This window comes from Rhodococcus sp. NPDC056960, assembly GCF_042674125.1.
Taxonomy (GTDB): Bacteria; Actinomycetota; Actinomycetes; order Mycobacteriales; family Mycobacteriaceae; genus Rhodococcus_F.
On record NZ_JBHURF010000004.1, the window covers coordinates 100,531 to 120,923 of the forward strand.

Below are 20,393 nucleotides of genomic sequence, written 5' to 3' on the forward strand. Positions count from 1 at the left end.
CGCTCCAGCACACCGTGCCACTCACGTGGGGTCAGGTCACTTCGCCGAGGCAATAACCGTCGGGTCCGATGGACAGGGTGATCCGCTTGGTCTCCGTCGCCCCGGACACATCGGTGACCGGAACGGACACGTCGAGGTAGTCGCCGCGGCCCTGGGTAGCGGTCATCGCGTCGGCGGCGAATGCCGTGGTCCCGGCCAGGACGTCGGGGTCGGATTTGAGGGGAGGCTGACCGCCGGCGCCGGTGCCGGACGGGTCCCAGGGGCTGAAGCCGGGGCAGATCAACGGGTACGCGGTCTCGGTGTCGGCCCGGTTCACCGGCGCGCCCGACTCCCGAGACAGGAAGCGGGTGACGGCGTATTCGGCGTCGGCGGGTGTGTAGAAGTCGGTCGTCCCGGTCGGGTGGACGTGGGGGCAGGCGTAACCGGACGCGATCTCGCTGCGTTTGACGGAGACCGTGGTGCCGCCGTCGGTCCAGGACACCGCGAATTGTCCGTCGACGCCCGGTCGGCTGAGCGCACCGAGGATCGCGGCGGTGTCGGCGTACTGGTGGGCGGCCTGGGCGGGCGGCAGCGTCCAGCATCGCGCGGGGACGGTGTCGGGCCGGGTGACCAGGTCGGTGGCCCAGGCCCGGACCGCGTCCGCCGCTGCCGGGTTGCCGGGCACGTCGCCCACGACCACCTGCGGCATCGGGGCAGGCGGCGGCGTGGTCGTGTCGGGCGCGACCGCGGCCGGGGGAGTGGAGACGGTGTCGGCCGGGGGCTGCTCCGTCGGGATTCCGGACTGCGCGTCGCACGCCACCCCAGCCGCGAGAACCACCGCGACGACCGGCGCGAGGAGCGCCCTCCTGCCCGTGCCACCCATCCCCAGCGCGCCCTTTCTCTCGACTCCCCACCGAATGTCCGCCCCCGACGGCGGGCCAGATCGCGGATACCCGGCTACGCTAGCCGATTGTGGAACCCGTCTATCGCACCGTCATCGGCATCGCCCGCACCGTATTCGCCCTCGAGGGGCTGAAGTTCACGGTCAAGGGCGATCGGCACATTCCGGCGACGGGTGGGGCGGTGATCGCGATCAATCACACCGGCTACATGGACTTCACCTACGCCGGACTTCCGGCCCGCCGCGTCAAGCGGTACGTCCGCTTCATGGCGAAGAAGGAAGTGTTCGACAACAAGATCTCGGGCCCGATCATGCGCGCGCTCAAGCACATTCCGGTCGACCGGGCCGCCGGCGCGGATTCGTACAAGGCGGCCGTCGACTTCCTGCGTCGCGGCGAACTGGTGGGCGTCTACCCGGAGGCGACCATCAGCCGGAGCTTCGAGATCAAGGAATTCAAATCGGGTGCCGCGCGGATGGCGATCGAGGCGGGCGTGCCGATCGTCCCGGTGGTCATCTGGGGTGCGCAGCGGGTGTGGACGAAGGGGTTCCCGAAGCGGCTGGGCCGCACGAACACTCCCATCTCGATCGCCGTCGGTGAGCCGATCCAGCCGTTCGAACCCGCATCCGAGCTGACCGAGAAGCTGCACGCCACGATGACGGCGATGCTCACCGACCTCCAGCAGGGGTACGAGCACCCCGCGGGCGAGTACTGGGTGCCCGCCCGTCTCGGCGGTTCGGCGCCGACGTTGGACGAAGCGAACAAAATGGACGCCGCCGACGCCGAGGCGAAGGCGGCGTCCCGCAAGGCCCGGGAGACCGGTAGCTAGTCGGTGCCGATGGAGCCTGTCTATACGGCTGTCGAGTCGACGGCCAAGGCGTTGTCCCTATTCCAGGGGCTGCGGATCACGCGCATCGGCCTGGAGAACATCCCCGCCGAGGGTGGTGCGGTGCTCGCGGTCAACCACACCGGGTACCTGGACTTCGTCCAGTTGGCGCTCGCGGTCGGTGCGGTCGACCGGAAGCTGCGGCTGATGGCGAAGGCCGAACTCGCGAACAACAAGGTGATGGCGTTTCTCATGCGCGGGTGCGGGGTGATCCCCGTCGACCGGACGGCGGGCGCCGGTGCGTACCTCGCCGCCGTGGAGCGGCTCCGCGAGGGCGAATTGGTGGGCGTGTACCCGGAGGCGACCATCAGCCGCAGCTTCGAGATCAAGGACTTCAAGTCGGGTGCGGCCCGCATGGCAATCGACGCGCAGGTGCCGCTCGTGCCCGTCATCGTGTGGGGTGCCCAGCGGATCGCCACCAAGGGGCAGCCGAGACATCTTGGGCGGCATCGGTTCCCGGTGACCGTCGAGGTTGGCACGCCGATCGCGCCGCACGAACCGGCGGAAGCGCTCACCGAGACGCTGCACGAGCACATGGACGCGATCCTGCGCCGGGTGCAGGACGGATTCGACCATCCGGCGGGCGCCTACTGGGTGCCCCGACGTCTCGGCGGCACCGCGCCGACCGTCGAGGAGGCCACCGAGATGGACCGCCGCGAGGCCGAGCGACGCGGGGCGGGGTAACGGCCGCCCGGCGGCGTCTCCGGTTCGGCAGGCAGAATGGCCGGGTGAGCCCAGACCGACCGAGCCTTGTAGCGTCCGATGTCGACGGCACCCTGATCGGGGAGGACGAGCGCGTCAGCGCCCGCACCCGAGACGCCGTCGCGTCGGTGGTCGCGTCGGGAACCCCGTTCGTGCTGGCCACCGGCAGGCCCCCGCGCTGGATCCATCCGGTGGTCGAGGGACTCGGTTACGCGCCGCTCGCCGTCTGTGCCAACGGCGCCGTCATCTACGACAGCGACAGCGACCGCGTGCTCAGCGCCGAGACCCTCGACGTGGACACCCTCACGTGGCTGTCGGCGATCGCGCTCGACGTGCTCCCCAGTGCCGGACTCGCGGCGGAGCGGGTGGGCGTCAGCGCCCACGACGCGGCGACGCCGCAGTTCGTGAGTTCCCCCGGATACCAGCACGCCTGGCTCAACCCCGACAACACCGAGATGTCGGAGGACGAGGTGGTGGCGGCCCCGGCGGTGAAGCTCCTGATCCGGGTGCCGGGAATGTCGAGTCAGGCGATGGTGGACGCGCTCGCGCCGCACATCGGGGGCCGCGCGGACGTCACGTTCTCCACCGACAACGGGCTGATCGAACTGTCGGCGTCGGGGATCACGAAGGCGTCGGGTCTCGCGCTGGTGGCGGAACGGCTCGGCGTGACGGCGTCGCAGATCGTGGCGTTCGGCGACATGCCCAACGACATTCCGATGCTGAACCTCGCGGGCCGGGGTGTCGCCGTCGAGAACGCGCATCCCGACGCCAAGGCCGTCGCCGACGAGGTCACCGCCACCAACTGGGACGACGGGGTCGCGAAAGTGCTCGAGCGCTGGTGGTCCTGAGACCACCAGCGCCCGAGAGGGTGAACCTGATCAGCCGGCCGGAGCCGGGGCGGGCTCCGGAGCAGGCGCCGGAGCGGGTTCCGGGGCCGGTGCCGGAGCGGGTTCCGGAGTCGGTGGAACCTGCGCCGGGTCCGCGGGCGGTGCGACGGGTGCCGCGGCATCCACCCGGGCCCCGTTCTTGTAGGTCTCCGCATACGTGTCGTTGTACGTCTTCAGAACCTTGGTGACGATGCCGGTGAGCTCGTTGAAGATCAGCGAACCGTTCTCGAAGTCGGTGCGCAGACCACCCGGGATCGTGTACTCGTCACTGGTCGGCAGACCCAGTTCGCCATTGTCCGCGCCGAGGCTCTGCCACGTCTTGAAGATCTGACCGAGGACAGCCCACACACCGCCGTTGGGCGAGGTGAAGACGGCGCCGTTGGTGAACTCTGCGCCCGAGTTCCCCGCCTTGGCCTGCAGCAGTCCGGTGATCGCCTGGCCGAGCCGGCCGGTGTCACCGCCCTCCGCGACCCACTTCTGCGCGACCGGCGACGGGTCGGTGAGCCGCAACAGCTCGTTGACCAGGGCCGGGATTCCCGCGCCGAGGTGGCCACTCGCATCGGTGCCGGGACCGCCGGACGGTGCCGGAGCCTCACTGGCGGGTGCGTCGGAGGCCAGGGACGCGTTGCCGCCGCTGAGGTTGGCTGCCGCGATCTGCCGGATCTCGTCCATGTGCGAGTACGCGGCATCGCCCGGGCAGGAGGTGTTCCCGACGTCGCGGTGCGCGAAGATCACCGGCAGGTCGACGGCCTCACCCTGCGCGTACGGGGTGAACTCGGTGCCCTCGGAGTACATCGTCGTCTCACCGAGTGGATCTAGTCCGGCCTTGCCGAGCTTCCAGCCGAGGAACTTGCCGACGGCATTTAGGGTGGCCTGCGGCGGATCCTCGGTCGAGAAGTCGCCCATCATCGCGACGCCGGTGGTGTTCTCGTTGAATCCGCCCGCGTGTGCGCCCTGGACGGGACGGTCGAGACCGCCGGCGCGACCCTCGAAGATCTGGCCGTATTTGTCGACCAGCGCGTTGTAGCCGATGTCGCACCAGCCGAGAGTCTGCGCGTGGTACGCGTAGATGGCGCGGACGATCTCGGCCGATTCGGCCTTCGAGTAGTCGTTGGCGCCCGCGGTGTGGTGGACGGTGGCACCACCGATGAAGTCGTCGTAGTCGGGGTCCTGGCAGCGGATGGACTCGTCCGCACCCCACTGCTGGCGGCTGATGACCTTGGGACCGCCGCTGTCGAGAGGGCTCGCGATGTCGCTGAGGGTGGAGTCGGCCGGGCTGCTGCCCGGTTCGATGAGCACGGCCGTGACGTCGTCGGCGCCGGTCTGCGCCGGTTGCTGACGCAGCGGGGTGTTGACGGCGGCGGGGATGTAGCCGAGCGGCGCGGCCCCGTCGGCGGCGGGGGCCGGTGCGGGAGCGGGCGCCTCGGGGGCCGGGGCGGCGGGTGCCGCTCCGGGTGCGGGCACGCCGGCGGCTGCGGGCACCGAGGTGGGCGTCAGGATCTGGATCGCCTTGGTCAGCCCGACGTACACGGGTTCGGTCGCGACCGTGCCGTCCGACGCCGTCTTGTCGGTGCGGCGGGTGTCGATCATGTCGGGGGAGACCCACTGCCCCCACGTTCCGTCGGCCTGCAGCGCGCGGACCTTGGACTCCGCGGACGCCAGCGTCTCGGACGTGAGCGCCACCATGCTGAACGGGGTGTCACGGGACAGTTCCTTGACGATCGCGCCCGGCTGCTGATCGGCGGGCGGCAGGATCGCGGGATCGGAAACGTCGCCCGGGGCGGGGATCTTCAGCGGGATCTGCAGGTTCGGGATCTGGATTCCCCCGGGAAGCTGCAGATTGCTCGGGATGTGGAGGTACGGGGGGATCTTCAGGTTGCGGAGGTCGCCGATGTTGACGTCGGGCAGGTTCAGCCCGGTCAGCTCCTTCAGCGGGATCACGATGTCGGGGATCTGCGACAGCACGACCTGCGCGATCTCGGTGGACACTGCGGAGTTGGAGGTTTCGTTCGTGGATCGGACATCGGAGGGTGCGCTACTGATGCCGTAGACCGCGACGGGACTTGCGACAGCCAGAGCGGCGACAGCCCCGAGAACGATCGAGGGCTTCGGTCGACGGTGCGGCAAGGGGGACTCTCCTCAGTTGTAGTTTCCTGCGAGCGACCTCGCGTGTCTGCAACTCGTGATGCTCATGTGACGGAAGAGACTGTTGTTGCTAACTCCAATCACTCTTGCCACACTAGTCACACAGGTCCATAACGCTCAACCTTACATTGAGACTTTATCCCGAATTTCTCGGACCCGCTGAGATGAGTCGCACACTCGTCTCAGCGCTCGTTGTTCAGCGATGAGGAGTGCAGTGATGGCGAAGACCGAATTCGGGGTTCGTGCAGGTAGGCCTGCCTGGACCCGCAGGAGGCGGTACATCGCGGGCCCTCCCGCCCCGCGCGGGTTCAGGGCCAAATTCCTGCGCGCGTCGGCCCTCGGCATCGCGCCCGTCCTCGTGGTCGGCGCCGTCACCGGCGTGGTCGTCCATCTGCGTTCCTCCGGTCAGGAGGTCCGGGAAACCGTGGCGTCCGACACGCCGTTCACGCTGTCCGGTCACGGCAACGGCCACGGCCGCGGGATGGGCCAGTGGGGTGCCTACGGGTACGCGAAGGATCAGGGCTGGGCAGCCGAGCGCATCCTCGGCCACTACTACGGCGGGACCACGCTCGGCACCCTCGCCGACGCCCAGATCAGCGTGCGCCTGCAGGCGAGGGACGACCAGCCGCTCGACGTCTACTCCGACGCAGGCGCGGTCGTCGCCGGCAAACCCGTCGGACCGGGGGAGGCCGTCCACCTGACCCCCACCGCCGACGGCGGCGCCAACGTCGTGGTCACCAGCGGATGCGCTGGCGACGTCCTGTGGCAGGACGCCACCGACCACCCGTGGGTCGACCCGATCGACCTGGCCCCGGACCGTCCGGTCACCGAGCACCTCAAGCTGTGCGCCGGCGACACCCCCTACCGCGGCGCCCTCGGCGTCGCGCTCGACGGCGCCGCCATGCGCACCGTCAACGTCCTCGACATGGACGACTACCTGCTGGGCGTCGTGCCCGCCGAGGCGAAAGCGGACTGGGCCGATAACGGTGGGGCGGAGGCGCTTCGGGCGCAGGCTGTCGCGGCACGCTCCTACGCCGCCGCCGAGAATCGTCAGGAGTACGCGAAGACCTGCGACACCCAGAGCTGCCAGGTGTACGGCGGGTCCGCGAAGGAAGATCCGCGGACCACCGACGCCGTCCGCTCCACCGAGGGCATGATCCTGACGAAGGACAACAAGCCGGTCGCGGCGGAGTTCTCCTCGTCCACAGGCGGATACACCGCGGGCGGCGAGTTCCCGGCCGTCGAGGACCAGGGTGACACGGTGTCGCCGAACCACGACTGGACGGTGACGCTGACCGCGGCCGACATCGCGTCCGCGTTCAACGTGGGAGACCTCGAATCGTTCGAGGTGATCACCCGCAACAACTTCGGGGTCGACGGCGGACGCGTCACCGGCGTGAAGGTGGTCGGATCTTCGGGTACCGCGGAGGCCACGGGCGCCGAGGCGCGAGCCAAGCTGAAACTCAAGTCCGACTGGTTCACAGTCGGCGACGGGCTCGGCGTTCCCGCGCCCCCGGCCGCACCCGAGGTACCCGAATCCACCCTCGCGTCCGCGGGTGAGGACCACGACACCGTCGGCACCACCGAGGGCTCGCCGATCGCGGAGAAGTACAAGGAACTCGGCGGCGTCAACAGCACGCTGGGAGCACCCGTCGGTCCGGAGATGATGCTGCCGTCCGAGGCGGGGAAGTTCCGGATGTTCACCAACGGAACCATCATCTGGACGAAGAAACTGGGCGCACAGGTGATCGACGCCAGTGTGCTCCGCGAGTGGCTACCGACCGGCGGCAGCTAGGGCATGCCTCAGGTTCCCTCGAGCACGGCGAGCATTCCGTCGACGGACTCGGCCCAGCCGAAGTCCTCGGCCCGCCGCCGCGCCGACGCCCGGCGCGTCCGCGACGGGATCTCGAGAACGTCGCTGACCGCGTCTGCGAACGCAGGACCGCGGTCGCGGGCGAGCGCGCCGCAGCCCGGTGTGATGATCTCGGCGAGAGCCGACGACTGTGACGCGACCACCGGGGTGCCCGCCGCCAGCGACTCGAGCGCCGACAGGCAGAACGTCTCGTGTGGTCCCGGCGCGAGCGACACGTCCGCCGACGCGAACAGCGACGCCAGGCGGCCCTTGTCGCTGATGAACCCGGTGAAGTGCACGGGGAGCCCCCGGGCCCGGTACTGCAGGGATTCGCGACGGGGGCCGTCGCCGGCGATGACGAGCCGGGCGTCGTGGCCCTGGCGGCGCAGCAACCGGACCGCGTCGATGCTCCGCTCCACCTGCTTCTCCACTGACAACCGGCCGCAGTGCAGCAGGAAGCGCTGCGCCGGGTCGGCGAAGGAGTCGCGCATCACCTGGTCGTGTTTGCCGGGGTGGAACATCGTGAGATCGACACCGAGCGGAACCCGGTGCAGGTTGGGGGCACCGATCCGGGTGAACTCCTCGCTGGCGAAGTCGGTCGTGCAGACCACGGCGTCGTAGTTCCGCGCCATCCGGCGGTTCGCGACATCGGCCCAGCTGCGGGCCACCCGACGGGGGAGGACCTGGCCGAGTAGCCGGTCGAGGCGTTCGTGTGACACGACCACGCTGCGGACCCCGCGGGCCCGGGCCCAGCCCCCGAAACCCCGCAGCGTGAGCCGGTCGGAGACCTCGAGGACGTCGGGACGCAGCCCGCTCACGACGTCGGCCACCCGGCGCGGGTTGACGACGCGATATCCGCCGGTCGCGGGGATGGTGGGAGCCGAGCGCGTGATCCGCAGGACCCCGTTCGGCAACAGCTCCTCGCAGTCGCGCTGACCTGGGACGACGAGGATCACCTCGTGTCCGCGTCCGACGTACCCCTGACCCCAGTTGTGGAGGGCGGTGCGGAGTCCACCCGACCGCGGTCCGTAGAAGTTCGCCAGCTGGACGATGCGCACCCGCTCATGTAGCTCGATCGCCGCGTCGGAGGGAACAACGAGGCCTGCAGAACCGGTGAATACAGGGAGAACTCCTCGTGCGTGCGGAAGGGGTCCGTGCCCCCCTTGGCCGCGCACAGGCGGCGGAGTCGCTTACCCTGGTTCATCGTGACCGCTGCAACCCCAGAGACAACCGCCCCTGGCCGGTACGACCTCATCGTCGTCGGTTCGGGATTTTTCGGACTGACCGTCGCCGAGCGTGCAGCAACACAGCTGGGTAAGCGTGTGCTGGTGCTCGACCGTCGTCACCACCTGGGCGGAAACGCCTATTCGGAGGCCGAGCCCGAGACCGGAATCGAGATCCACAAGTACGGAGCGCACCTGTTCCACACCTCGAACAAGAGGGTGTGGGACTACGTCACCCAGTTCACCGAATTCACGAACTACCAGCACCGGGTGTTCGCGCTCCACAAGGGACAGGCGTACCAGTTCCCGATGGGGCTGGGCCTGGTGTCGCAGTTCTTCGGGCGCTACTTCACCCCGGACGAGGCGCGGAAGCTGATCGCCGAGCAGTCGAGCGAGATCGACTCCGCGGACGCGTCCAACCTGGAGGAGAAGGCGATCTCCCTGATCGGTCGCCCGCTGTACGAGGCGTTCGTGCGCGACTACACGGCCAAGCAGTGGCAGACGGACCCGAAGAACCTGCCGGCGGGGAACATCACCCGGCTGCCAGTGCGGTATACGTTCGACAACCGCTACTTCAACGACACGTACGAGGGCCTGCCCGTCGACGGCTACACCGCGTGGCTCGAGAACATGGCGAAGGACCCGAAGATCGAGGTCCGGCTCGAGACCGACTGGTTCGACGTCCGCGACGACCTTCGCGCGGAGAGCCCCGACGCCCCCGTCGTCTACACCGGACCTCTCGACCGCTACTTCGACTACTCCGAGGGCGAGCTGGGCTGGCGCACGCTCGACTTCGAGACCGAGGTGCTGGAGACCGGTGACTTCCAGGGAACGCCGGTCATGAACTACAACGACGCCGACGTGCCCTTCACCCGGATCCACGAGTTCCGCCACTTCCACCCGGAGCGGGACTACCCGAAGGACAAGACGGTCATCATGCGGGAGTTCTCCCGGTTCGCCGAGAGCAAGGACGAGCCGTACTACCCGATCAACACCCCCGACGACCGCGCGAAGCTCGGCGCCTACCGCGACCGCGCCAAGGAAGAGATGGCCACGAAGAAGGTTCTGTTCGGTGGCCGTCTCGGCACCTATCAGTACCTGGACATGCACATGGCGATCGCCAGCGCGCTCTCGATGTTCGACAACTCCCTGCGTCCGCACTTCGAATCGGGTGTGGATCTCGTGGGGGATGCCGAATGAGCGCCCGGCATCTGCTCGAATCCGAGAAGGTCACCGAGGACGCCCCGTTACTGGGCAAGTCGCTGCTGCAGCGGGTGATCCTGCCGCGCGCAGGTGAGCCGCTCGACGTCCGCACCCTCTATCTCGAGGAGGCGAAGACCAACAGCCGCCGCGCGCATTCGCTGTCGCGGACGTCGCTGGCGGTGGGCGCCGAGTCGGAGGCGTCGTTCTGCACGTACTTCAACGCGTTCCCGGCCAGCTACTGGCGCCGGTGGAGCACGCTGAGCTCCGTGGTGCTGCGTCTCGAGCTGTCGGGGCACGGCCGCATCGACGTGTACCGGTCGAAGGCCGACTCGTCGCGCATCCACGTGGAAGGTCGCGAATTCCAGGACAGTGACGCCGCGCTGGAGTTCGAGATCGAACTCGCCCCGTTCGAGGACGGCGGCTGGATCTGGTTCGACATCACCTCCGACACGGAGGTCGTGCTGGAGTGCGCCGGCTGGTACGCGCCGGTCGAGGCTCCCGGTGCGGCCACCGTCGCCGTCGGCATCCCCACGTTCAACCGGCCGACCGACTGCGTCAAGGCACTGACGGCGCTGGCGTCCGACGAACTCGTCATGGACGTGGTCAAGGCCGTCATCATCCCGGACCAGGGCACCCGCAAGGTCAAGGACGAGCCCGGCTTCACGGAGGCGGCGGAAGCCCTCGGCGACCGGCTGGCCATCCACGACCAGGCGAACCTCGGCGGGTCCGGTGGCTACAGCCGGATCATGTACGAGGCGCTGAAGACCACCGACTGCCAGCACATCCTGTTCATGGACGACGACATCGAGATCGAGCCCGACTCGATCCTGCGCGCGCTCGCCATGTCCCGGTTCGCGAAGACGCCGATGCTCGTCGGCGGACAGATGCTGAACCTCCAGGAGCGCAGCCACCTGCACTCGATGGGCGAGGTCGTCGACCGGTCCATCTTCATGTGGACGGCCGCACCCAACGTCGAGTACGACCACGACTTCTCCCGCTACCCGCTCAGCGACCGCGAGAACTCGCGCCTGCTGCACCGCCGGATCGACGTCGACTACAACGGCTGGTGGATGTGCATGATCCCGCGGCAGGCTGCCGAGGAACTCGGTCAGCCGCTGCCGCTGTTCATCAAGTGGGACGACGCCGAATACGGCCTGCGCGCCCGGAACGCCGGCTACCCGACCGTCACCATGCCCGGTGCCGCGATCTGGCACATGGCGTGGAGCGACAAGGACGACGCCATCGACTGGCAGGCGTACTTCCACCTGCGGAACCGGCTCGTCGTCGCCTCCCTGCACATGCCGGGCAACGGTCGCGGACTCGTGATCAACACCGTCAAGGCCACGATCAAGCACCTCCTGTGCCTCGAGTACTCGACGGTCGCGATCCAGAACCAGGCCATCGCCGACTTCCTGCAGGGTCCCGAGCACATCTTCGAACTGCTACCCACCGCGCTCGGCAACGTCCACGCGATGCGCAAGGAGTACCCGGACGCCGTGGTCCTGCCGTCGTCGACGAGCCTGCCGCTGCCCTCGGGCGCCGAGGTCGGCGCCGTCGGGGAACCCCGCAATCCGCTGGCGAAGATCGTGCGGCTCGGCAAGGGCCTGGTCCACAACGTGAAGCCGGCGCACGAGGAGCACTACGAGCGGCCCCAGCTCAATGTCCCCACCCTCGACGCGCGATGGTTCCTGCTGTCGCAGGTGGACGGCGTCACCGTCACCACCGCGGACGGGCGAGGAGTCGTCTACCGCAAGCGCAACCCCAAGCAGGCACTCGAACTGCTGAAGGAAGCAATCCGGCTGCGCCGCGAACTCGCGCAGCGGTTCCCCGAACTCAAGCGCGAGTACCAGGACGCCGTTCCTGCCCTGACCAGCAAGGAGAGGTGGGAACGTGTCTTCGGCATCCAGTGAGGTCCAGATCCTGCAGACCATCCAGTCGACCATCGCGAACCGGCCCGGCGTCGTCTCGACCGCCCGCGGGATGTCCCACTTCGGTGAGCACGCCCTCGGGTGGGTGGCCGTCGCCGGACTCGGCGCAGCCGTCGACAAGCCCCGCCGCCGCCAGTGGGCGGGCGTCGCAGTGGGCGCCGTCGGCGCGCACGCGGCCTCGATCGTGATCAAGCGCATCGTCCGCCGCCCCCGGCCGAACGACCCGTCGATCCAGGTCAACGTGTCGACGCCCAGCAAATTGAGCTTCCCGTCCTCGCACGCCACGTCCACGACCGCGGCTGCCGTGCTGCTCGGCCGCCTCACCGGGCTACCCTTGCCTGCGTTGTTGGTACCGCCGATGCTGCTCTCCCGGCTCGTTCTGGGAGTGCACTACCCGACCGATGTGCTCGCCGGATCTGCCCTGGGGGCCGCCTCCGCGGTCGCGGTGCTGAAGGCCGAGCAGAAGTTTGGAGAGAAATGAGCGAGGAACCGGCCGTCGTCACCGGACCCCCGACGTCCCTGGCGGCAGGCATCGTCAAGGCCGTCCGCCCGCGTCAGTGGGTCAAGAACGTCCTGGTCCTCGCAGCTCCCGTCGCCGCGGGCACGGCGACGGAATCCGACGTCCTGCTTCCCGTCGCGCTCGCCTTCGTGGTGTTCTGCATGGCCGCGTCCGGCATCTATCTCGTCAACGACGCGATGGACGTCGAAGCGGACCGCGCGCACCCCACCAAGCGGTTCCGTCCGATCGCCGCCGGTGTGCTGCCCGTCAACCTGGCGTATGCGATGGCGGTCGTGCTGCTCGGCGGATCGCTCGCCCTGTCGTTCCTCGCCAACTGGCAGCTGGCGGTCGTGATGGCCGTCTACATCGGCATCCAGCTGGCGTACTGCTTCGGCCTCAAGCATCAGGCCGTGCTCGACATCTGCATCGTCTCGTCCGGGTTCCTGCTGCGCGCCATCGCCGGTGGTGTGGCCGCCGAAATCGCGCTGTCGCAGTGGTTCCTGCTGGTCATGGCATTCGGTTCGCTGTTCATGGCGGCCGGTAAGCGGTACGCGGAACTGCAGCTCGCCGAACGCACCGGCGCCAAGATCCGCAAGTCCCTCGAGAACTACACCACGACGTACCTGCGTTTCGTCTGGACGCTCAGCGCCACCGCGGTCGTGCTCTGCTACGGACTCTGGGCGTTCCAGCAGGACGACCTGAAGGGCACCAACTGGTACGCCATCTCCATGGTGCCGTTCACCATCGCGATCCTGCGTTACGCCGTCGACGTCGACGGCGGCGAGGCGGGGGAGCCCGAGGAGATCGCACTGGGCGACCGTGTCCTCCAACTCCTCGCGATTGCCTGGATCGGAGTGGTGGGTGTCGCTGTCTACCTCGTCTGACTTGGTAGGAGGCGCCGAGGACTCGGACGCCGCCGCGGAGCGGACCACCGAACGCCACCGGAAGGCCATCCTCTCGAGGGTGGTCTTCCTCGGGGGTGTGGCCATCTCGGCTCTCCTGATGTTCTGGGGTGCCTGGGAACGGCGATGGATTGCCGACGACGGCCTGATCGTGCTGCGCACGGTCCGGAACCTGCTCGCGGGCAACGGTCCGGTCTTCAACGCGGGCGAGCGTGTCGAGGCCAACACCAGTACCGCGTGGACGTACATCGTCTACGCGTTCAGCTGGCTCTCCCAGGCCCGGCTCGAATACGTCGTCCTGACGATCGCGCTGATCCTGTCGACCGCGGCGATCGCGCTGGCCATGTTCGGCACGGCCCGTCTGTACCGCGGCGGGTCCTTCGCGGCCGGCGGCACGCTGTTCCTGATGCCCGCCGGTGTGCTCGTCTACATCGCGGTGCCCCCGGCCCGCGACTTCGCGACGTCGGGGCTCGAAAGCTGTCTCGTCATCTTCTGGATCGCGCTGCTGTGGCTGCTGCTGGTCCGCTGGAGCCAGGCGGCCGCCCCGTCCACCACGTCGGTGCTGGTCCTCGCGTTCATCGCGGGCATGGGGCCGCTCGTGCGCCCCGAACTGGCGATCCTCGGTGTGCTGTCGCTGGCCATGATCTTCCTCGCGCCCGGTCCGACGTGGAAGGTGCGGGTGGCGATGGTCTTCGTCGCCGGCATCGTCCCGGTCGGCTACCAGATCTGGCGGATGGGCTACTACGCCCTGCCGTACCCCAACACCGCGGTGTCGAAGGACGCCGGCGGTGCCAAGTGGTCGCAGGGCTTCGCGTACCTGTGGAACCTGCTCGGCCCCTACCTGTTGTGGCTGCCGCTGGTGTTCCTCTTCGCGGGCGCAATGCTCGCCTGGCGCGGCGGGGACAAGCACATCCGCGATGGTGTTCGTCACACCGACGGGAACCGGCTGACCCGCCTGCGCGGGTGGCTGCGCACCCAGAATGCCGTGGTCGTCTTCATTCTCGGAAGCGGTCTGATCCTCGGTCTGTACTCGCTGCGGGTGGGCGGCGATTTCATGCACGGCCGAGTGCTTCTTCCCGTCCTGTTCTGTTTCATCATTCCCGTCGCGGTTATTCCGGTGCGAATTCCGGACCGTGCGTCCTGGGGGCGAAATAAGGAATCGTGGACATTCCTGGCAATGGCAATCCTGTGGGTCGGCACCGTGGTGTGGGCATTCTTCGCCGCCAACACCACGGGAATGCCGGAAGGTGCCGTTGTCGGTCGTTCCGGAATTGTCGACGAACGCGCGTTCTACGTCCTCAACACCGGACACGCGCACCCGATCCGTGCCGACGACTACCTGGACTACCCGCGGATGCGGGCCATGGTCCAGACCATCGCGGACACCCCCGACGGCGGCCTGCTCATCCCGTCCGCCGACTACACGTACTGGTTCGTCGTCCCACCGCCCCTTCCGATCCCGGACGGCGGTGCAGGCCACACCGTGTACTTCCTGAACCTCGGCATGACGAGCATGAACGTCGGCCTCGACGTGCGGGTGCTGGACCAGATGGGTCTGGCGTATCCGCTCGCCGCGCACACCGCGCGCCTGGACGACGGCCGCATCGGGCACGACAAGGCCCTGTACCCCGACTGGGTCGTGGTCGACACGGGAATGATCGACAAACATCCGTGGATGCCCGGATTCCTCGACGAGGACTGGGTGACCGAGGCTCGGGTCGCGCTCACGTGCCCCGAGACCCAGGATCTGCTGACGTCGTATCGTTCGGAACTGACGTGGCCGCGTTTCAAGCAGAATTTCAAGGACGCGCTGCATTTCGCGAGTTATCGAATCGAGCGAGTTCCCGCATACGAAATTCAGCGGTGCAATCTCGAGCCCCCGTTCCCGGATCCGGCCAAATAGGGCGAACCGGGCGGGGTCCGTGTCACTGCGGCGTCCCGGGCAGATCTCGATGTCGGAACATCAGATCTCGTTTGTGTAACGCTGGAACTGTCGGCGACGATGTACGTCGATGATGAGTCATCAGTGACGGTGGTCTGGAAGTTCTCCGGAAAACGCTCTGCGAGCGTTTGTCAGGGAACTTCGGGTGACATACAGTCCACCGAGCGCAGTGTGACTTGGAAGAGGTCCGCTGCCGACCCGGCTTCACGCCCGGGCCGGCAGGTCGCCTGTTCCCCGACGGAATCCGCCGGAGCCGCCCAGTTGGCGGAGTCCGCAGACGAAGAGAGAGAGCAGTATTCATGCGTTTTGCCAGACCGAGGTTGTCTCAGCGCCTCAAGCAGCGTGCGATGGCCATCGGTGCCGTCGCACTGGTACTGCCTGTGGGCGCAGGAATCGCTGGTGGAGCCGTCGCCGCAGCAGCACCGACGCACGCGGGTCCCGCCAAGACCGCGCCGGCGGGTGGCTACGACGAACTGTGGGTTCCCTCTTCCATGGGTCCGATCAAGGTCCAGGTCCAGTGGGCGGCCCGCGGCGGTAGCTCCGCGCTGTACCTGCTCGACGGTCTGCGTGCCCGAAACGACCGCAACGCGTGGAGCTTCGAGACCAACGCATTCGACCAGTACCGCAACGACAACGTGACCCTGGTCATGCCGGTCGGTGGCGAGTCCAGCTTCTACTCGGACTGGTACTCGGCGAGCAACTTCAACGGTCAGCCCGTCACCTACAAGTGGGAGACGTTCCTGACGCAGGAACTGCCCGACTTCCTGGCCAACTACGGCGTCTCGCGCACCAACAACGCCGTCCTCGGCCTGTCGATGGGTGGCAGCGCCGCCCTGACCCTCGCCGCGTACCACCGCGACCAGTTCAAGTTCGCCGGTTCGCTGTCCGGGTACCTGAACATCTCGGCTCCCGGTATGCGTGAGGCGATCCGTGTCGCGATGCTCGACGCCGGCCGCTTCAACGTCGACTCGATGTGGGGCCCGCCGTGGAACCCGGCGTGGCTGCGCAACGACCCGTTCGTGTTCGCTCCGCGTCTGAACGGCCTGTCGATGTTCATCTCGGCCGCCAGCGGTCTGCCCGGCGAATTCGACCACCCGAGCGCTCCGATCGACTACTACAACACCGCGAACGGCATGGGCCTCGAAGCCCTCGCCCTGGCCAACACCCGTGCCTTCCAGGTGCGTCTGGCCAGCCTGGGCGTTCCGGCCACCTTCGACTTCCCGGCCAACGGCACGCACTCGTGGCCGTACTGGGGTGCGGAGCTGTGGAAGGCTCGCGGCCAGATCCTGGACACGCTCGGCGCCTGGTGATCTAGACGCCACCACGTTCGTGGCGACTGCCGCCCCGCCTCACCGGCGGGGCGGCACTCGTGCGTTCTGAAATGCACCGTCCCGCATCGGAGAGGTGAGAGGAATGCCTCGGAATCCGTTCGCCTCCGGGAGTGCACAACGGAACGTTTTGTCAGTAAGGTGATTCCGTCGAGACGCCACCCGCGCAGTGATCGCTGTGCGGGTGGCGTCTGTACGTGAGATTTTCACGAGAAATATCGAGTGGTTGCCGCGGCCGCGGCGCGAGACGCATCAAGCGGAGGGAAGACGAGTTCATGCGAGTTGGGGGTTCGACGAGAACAAGCGGATGGGCCAGGCGTACTGCCGCCGCAATTGCTCTGGCGGTCGCACTGCCTCTGGGCGTGACCATGGTGGGCGGCGGCGCAACCGCATCCGCCGCCTTCGACCCCGCCGCGCAGGACTTCTGGGTCGACTCCAGCATGGGGCCGGTCAAGAGCCGCATCTGGCGTGCCGCCGACGGCAACACCAACCGCGTCGTCTACCTGCTCGACGGTCTGCGCGCGCAGGACGACCTGAGTGGCTGGGAGATCAACACCGACGCGGGCCCGTTCCTCGCCTCGCAGAACATCAACGTCGTCCAGCCGGTCGGTGGGCAGTCCAGCTTCTACTCCGACTGGTTGTCGAACTCGAACTTCAACGGCCAGAAGACGCCGTACAAGTGGGAGACGTTCCTCACCGAGGAACTGCGTGACGCTCTGGCGAACCGTCTGGGCTTCCAGTCGACCCGCAACGGCGTCATCGGCCTGTCGATGGGTGGCAGCGCCGCCCTGACCCTCGCCGCCTACCACCCGGACCAGTTCAACTACGCGGGCTCGCTGTCCGGGTACCTGAACATCTCGGCTCCCGGCATGCGTGAGGCGATCCGTGTCGCGATGCTCGACGCCGGCCGCTACAACGTCGACGCCATGTGGGGCCCGCCGTGGAACCCGGCGTGGCTGCGCAACGACCCGTTCGTGTTCGCGAACAAGCTCCGCGACAACAACACCCGCCTGTGGGTGTCCGCCGCCAACGGCATCCCGGCCCCCGGCGGCCCGGCGCCGACCAGCGGCGTGGACGTGTTCAACGCCACCACCGGTGCGAGCCTCGAGGCTCTGTCGCTGGCGAACACCCGTGCGTTCCAGGTCAAGATGGCGACCCTCGGCGCGCAGAACGTCACCTACAGCTTCCCGCCCCGCGGCATCCACACGTGGCGTTACTGGCAGCAGCAGATCCACGATCTGGCCGGCGACCTCGGCAACACGATCGGGTAGCTGGGACGTAACAATTGCACCAGCTGTAACAGCGCGGCACCCCCACTCGTCTGTTGTTTGCGTGTAGAAAGAACCGGAACGCGAGGCCGTGCTCCGTGCTCCGGCCTCGACGCGCAGAGAGAGAGTGACCGTCATGCGAGTAGGCCTGTTCAGTGCAGGACGTCAGCGTTCGTCGGCCGGAAACGTTCGAAGGCGGACGCTCGCCTCGCTTGCCGCTGTGCTCGTGGTGCCGGTGGCGGTCGGGTTCACCCAGACCGCCACCGCGTCGGCTCTCCCGGTCGTCCACGCGGCACCCGCCGCCGCGCAGGCGCCGGTGGCCACGCAGGCCCCCAGCGGTGCGACGATCCATCACGTCGACTGGCTCTCCGACCGTCGCGTCGCGATCTGGATCAACTCCCCGTCGATGGGAGTGCCGATCCAGGTGCAGATGCTGCTGGCACGCGACTGGAATTCGAAGCCGACGGAGAAATTCCCGTCCGTGTACATGCTCGACGGTCTCCGCGCGCAGGACAACGAGAACGGCTGGACTCTCGAGACCGACGCCCAATCGTTCTTCGCCGACAAGAACATCAACGTCGTCCTCCCGGTGGGCGGGCAGTCCAGCTTCTACTCCGACTGGGTGGCCCAGGACAACGGCCAGAACTACCAGTGGGAGACGTTCCTCACGAAGGAACTGCCCCCGATCCTCGAGAGCGACTGGCGCACCACGCAGACCCGCGGCGTCGTCGGTCTCTCGATGGGCGGCACGTCCGCGATGTTCCTCGCGGCCCGCAACCACGGATTCTTCAAGTTCGCCGCCTCGCTGTCCGGCATGCTCACCACCACCGCGCTCGGCATGCCGCAGGCCGTCGCGTACGCGATGAGCGACGCGGGCGGATTCGACGCGAACGCGATGTGGGGTCCCCCGACCAGTTCGGCGTGGGAGGAGCACGACCCCTACCTGCTGGCCGACAAGCTCAAGGGCGTCAGCCTCTACATCTCCAGCGGCAGCGGAACCACCGGCCCCTACGATCAGCCGTCCGGGATCCCCGGCGTCAGCACCAATTACGCGGGTATGGGGCTCGAGATCCTCTCTCGTCTCACCTCCCAGACCTTCGCGACCAAGCTCAACAAGCTGGGCATCCCGGCGCAGGTCAACTACCGGCCGTCCGGCACCCACTCGTGGCCGTACTGGCAGTTCGAACTCCACCAGCTGTGGCCCCAGCTCGCCAGCGCCGTCGACGTCGAACCCGAGAAGCCGGCATGCACCACCGGTGGTTCCATCGCCGGGGTCGCGGGCGCCAACCCGTGGATCGGTGACTGCCTCACCCCCGAGTACAGCCTCGCGGGCGGAACGGTCCAGGACTTCCGCAACGGCCGGATCTTCGCCAAGTCCGACACCGGCGCCCAGCCGGTGGCAGGTGCCATCGGCGGTGTCTACCAGGCGACCGGTGGTCCCGGCGGACCGCTCGGCTACCCGACGACGCCGGAGCTGGGCACCCCCGACGGCCGCGGTCGTTTCAACCACTTCGAGCACGGCTCCATCTACTGGACGCCGCAGACCGGTGCGCACGCCGTCCGCGGCGCGATCCGCGACGAGTGGGCGCGCCAGGGCTGGGAGGGTGGCCCCCTCGGATACCCGGTGGCCGACGAAGTTCCGACCCCCGGCAAGGACGGTGCGGTGCAGGGCTTCGAGATCGGCGCCATGTACTTCAGTCCTGCGAACGGCACCCACGGCGTGCAGGGAATGATCATGGGCAAGTACGCCGAACTCGGCTACGAGGGCGGTTGGCTCGGATTCCCGAAGACCAGCGAGATCGCCGTCAAGGACGGCGGCCGGTTCAACCAATTCGAGAACGGCAACATCTACTGGAGTCCGCTGTCGGGAGCCTGGGCCGTCGAGAACGGACCGATCTTCGACGCCTGGAAGAGCGCAGGCTACGAGGGCGGCCGGCTCGGATTCCCGATCAGCGACAAGTTCGCCATTCCCGGTGGTGTCCAGCAGAACTTCAAGACCGGTTACGTCACAGTGATCGACAACAAGGCCGAGATTCACTGATGGTCCGGAAACGCTAGAAATCTCACGCGCAGCGGGCGGAGCCGGGTCCGGCGGACCAGGGTTCCGCCCGATCTGCGTCTGTACCCTGTCGAGAGACAACGACTTGGAAAGCAAGGACGGAATAGATGCCGCAGCACTCACGTATCAGCACCACCTTCCGACGGGCGATCGCGGTAGGCGCGCTCGCCGTCGCAGCGAGCGGATTGTTGGTCGGGTGCGGTAGCGACGACTCCACGGCGACGTCCAACCCGTCCACCAGCGCAACGACTTCCGCCGCTGCGTCCAGCACGGCCGAGAGTTCGGCGTCCGCCGCGCCCAGCGCCGGCGCGTCGGCCTCGGCGTCGGCCTCGGCGCCGGTGACGAGCCCCGGCGAGGCGGCGACGGCGCCGCCGGAGCAGCCCCAGGCGGTTCCGAACGATTTCCCCGGCCCCAGTGAGGTCCCGGTCAGCGCCGAAGGCCAGAAGTTCCTCGATGCGCTGAAGAGCAAGGGCATCGCGCCGGCCGCCGATGGCACGATGGCCGTGAGTACCGCCGACTTCATCTGTCAGGCCAAGGCCGAGGGCAAGAGTGACGTCGACACGATGGTGTTCGTCACAGCCATGGTCGGCACCGAAGCGTCCGCTGCTGGTCAGCAACTGACCCCGGAGCAGGCCACGGCCAACGCACAGACGTACGTGGATGTCGCCCACGCGACCTACTGCAAGTAGAC

Annotated in this window: 16 protein-coding genes; 13 read left to right on the forward strand and 3 right to left on the reverse strand. The window is 68.0% G+C overall.

The genetic code is table 11. The features are described from left to right. Positions 1-31: 31 nt before the first annotated feature. A complete protein-coding gene (locus ACFTWF_RS07705) occupies positions 32-862 on the reverse strand; it encodes a hypothetical protein (RefSeq protein WP_378460666.1) in 831 nt (276 codons plus the stop codon). Positions 863-951: 89 nt separating this feature from the next. On the opposite strand from ACFTWF_RS07705, the gene ACFTWF_RS07710 reads away from it, so the two are divergent. From ACFTWF_RS07710 to ACFTWF_RS07720, 3 genes are read left to right on the forward strand one after another with little or no spacing between them, the layout of a single operon-like run. Continuing rightward, a complete protein-coding gene (locus tag ACFTWF_RS07710) occupies positions 952-1,707 on the forward strand; it encodes a lysophospholipid acyltransferase family protein (RefSeq protein ID WP_378460667.1) in 756 nt (251 codons plus the stop codon). Positions 1,708-1,716: 9 nt separating this feature from the next. After that, positions 1,717-2,448 carry a lysophospholipid acyltransferase family protein gene (locus tag ACFTWF_RS07715; RefSeq protein WP_378460668.1) on the forward strand — a complete coding sequence of 244 codons (732 nt, stop codon included), beginning with the start codon at positions 1,717-1,719 and terminating at the stop codon, positions 2,446-2,448. A gap of 44 nt (positions 2,449-2,492) precedes the next feature. Continuing rightward, on the forward strand, positions 2,493-3,314 hold the full coding sequence (locus ACFTWF_RS07720) for an HAD family hydrolase (RefSeq protein WP_378460669.1): 822 nt from the start codon (positions 2,493-2,495) through the stop codon (positions 3,312-3,314). Between the two features lie 30 nt (positions 3,315-3,344). On the opposite strand, the gene ACFTWF_RS07725 is transcribed toward ACFTWF_RS07720, so the two are convergent. Further along, positions 3,345-5,480: an N-acetylmuramoyl-L-alanine amidase gene (locus ACFTWF_RS07725; protein ID WP_378460670.1), complete on the reverse strand. Its 2,136-nt coding sequence runs from the start codon at positions 5,478-5,480 to the stop codon at positions 3,345-3,347. Positions 5,481-5,715: 235 nt separating this feature from the next. On the opposite strand from ACFTWF_RS07725, the gene ACFTWF_RS07730 reads away from it, so the two are divergent. After that, the gene (locus ACFTWF_RS07730) at positions 5,716-7,293 is read left to right on the forward strand and encodes a SpoIID/LytB domain-containing protein (RefSeq protein ID WP_378460671.1); all 1,578 of its coding nucleotides are present in this window, start codon (positions 5,716-5,718) and stop codon (positions 7,291-7,293) included. Positions 7,294-7,301: 8 nt separating this feature from the next. Here ACFTWF_RS07730 and ACFTWF_RS07735 read toward each other — a convergent pair whose 3' ends face one another. Further along, positions 7,302-8,408, reverse strand: a complete 1,107-nt coding sequence (locus ACFTWF_RS07735; RefSeq protein ID WP_378460672.1) for a glycosyltransferase — start codon at positions 8,406-8,408, stop codon at positions 7,302-7,304. Between the two features lie 147 nt (positions 8,409-8,555). On the opposite strand from ACFTWF_RS07735, the gene glf reads away from it, so the two are divergent. From glf to ACFTWF_RS07780, 9 genes are all read left to right on the forward strand, one after another. Continuing rightward, positions 8,556-9,773 carry a UDP-galactopyranose mutase gene (gene glf, locus ACFTWF_RS07740; protein ID WP_378460673.1) on the forward strand — a complete coding sequence of 406 codons (1,218 nt, stop codon included), beginning with the start codon at positions 8,556-8,558 and terminating at the stop codon, positions 9,771-9,773. Next, positions 9,770-11,686 (forward strand): glycosyltransferase, encoded by a 1,917-nt coding sequence (locus ACFTWF_RS07745; RefSeq protein ID WP_378460674.1) that lies wholly within the window; start codon positions 9,770-9,772, stop codon positions 11,684-11,686. Before glf ends, ACFTWF_RS07745 begins: the two co-directional genes overlap by 4 nt. Beyond that, positions 11,667-12,185, forward strand: coding sequence for a phosphatase PAP2 family protein (locus ACFTWF_RS07750; RefSeq protein WP_378460675.1), 519 nt, complete (start codon positions 11,667-11,669; stop codon positions 12,183-12,185). The genes ACFTWF_RS07745 and ACFTWF_RS07750 overlap by 20 nt, the downstream gene beginning before the upstream one ends. Next, positions 12,182-13,087: a decaprenyl-phosphate phosphoribosyltransferase gene (locus ACFTWF_RS07755; protein WP_185727003.1), complete on the forward strand. Its 906-nt coding sequence runs from the start codon at positions 12,182-12,184 to the stop codon at positions 13,085-13,087. The genes ACFTWF_RS07750 and ACFTWF_RS07755 overlap by 4 nt, the downstream gene beginning before the upstream one ends. 1 nt (position 13,088) lies before the next feature. Continuing rightward, positions 13,089-15,008: a flagellar motor control protein ZomB gene (zomB, locus tag ACFTWF_RS07760; protein WP_378460895.1), complete on the forward strand. Its 1,920-nt coding sequence runs from the start codon at positions 13,089-13,091 to the stop codon at positions 15,006-15,008. Positions 15,009-15,346: 338 nt separating this feature from the next. Beyond that, entirely contained in the window at positions 15,347-16,357 is a 1,011-nt protein-coding gene (locus tag ACFTWF_RS07765) for an alpha/beta hydrolase (RefSeq protein ID WP_378460676.1), read from the forward strand. Positions 16,358-16,650: 293 nt separating this feature from the next. Beyond that, the gene (locus ACFTWF_RS07770; RefSeq protein ID WP_378460677.1) at positions 16,651-17,646 is read left to right on the forward strand and encodes an alpha/beta hydrolase; all 996 of its coding nucleotides are present in this window, start codon (positions 16,651-16,653) and stop codon (positions 17,644-17,646) included. A 133-nt stretch (positions 17,647-17,779) separates the two neighbouring features. Further along, positions 17,780-19,684 carry an alpha/beta hydrolase-fold protein gene (locus tag ACFTWF_RS07775; protein WP_378460896.1) on the forward strand — a complete coding sequence of 635 codons (1,905 nt, stop codon included), beginning with the start codon at positions 17,780-17,782 and terminating at the stop codon, positions 19,682-19,684. A 125-nt stretch (positions 19,685-19,809) separates the two neighbouring features. Beyond that, positions 19,810-20,391 carry a DUF732 domain-containing protein gene (locus ACFTWF_RS07780; protein WP_378460678.1) on the forward strand — a complete coding sequence of 194 codons (582 nt, stop codon included), beginning with the start codon at positions 19,810-19,812 and terminating at the stop codon, positions 20,389-20,391. Positions 20,392-20,393: the final 2 nt, after the last annotated feature.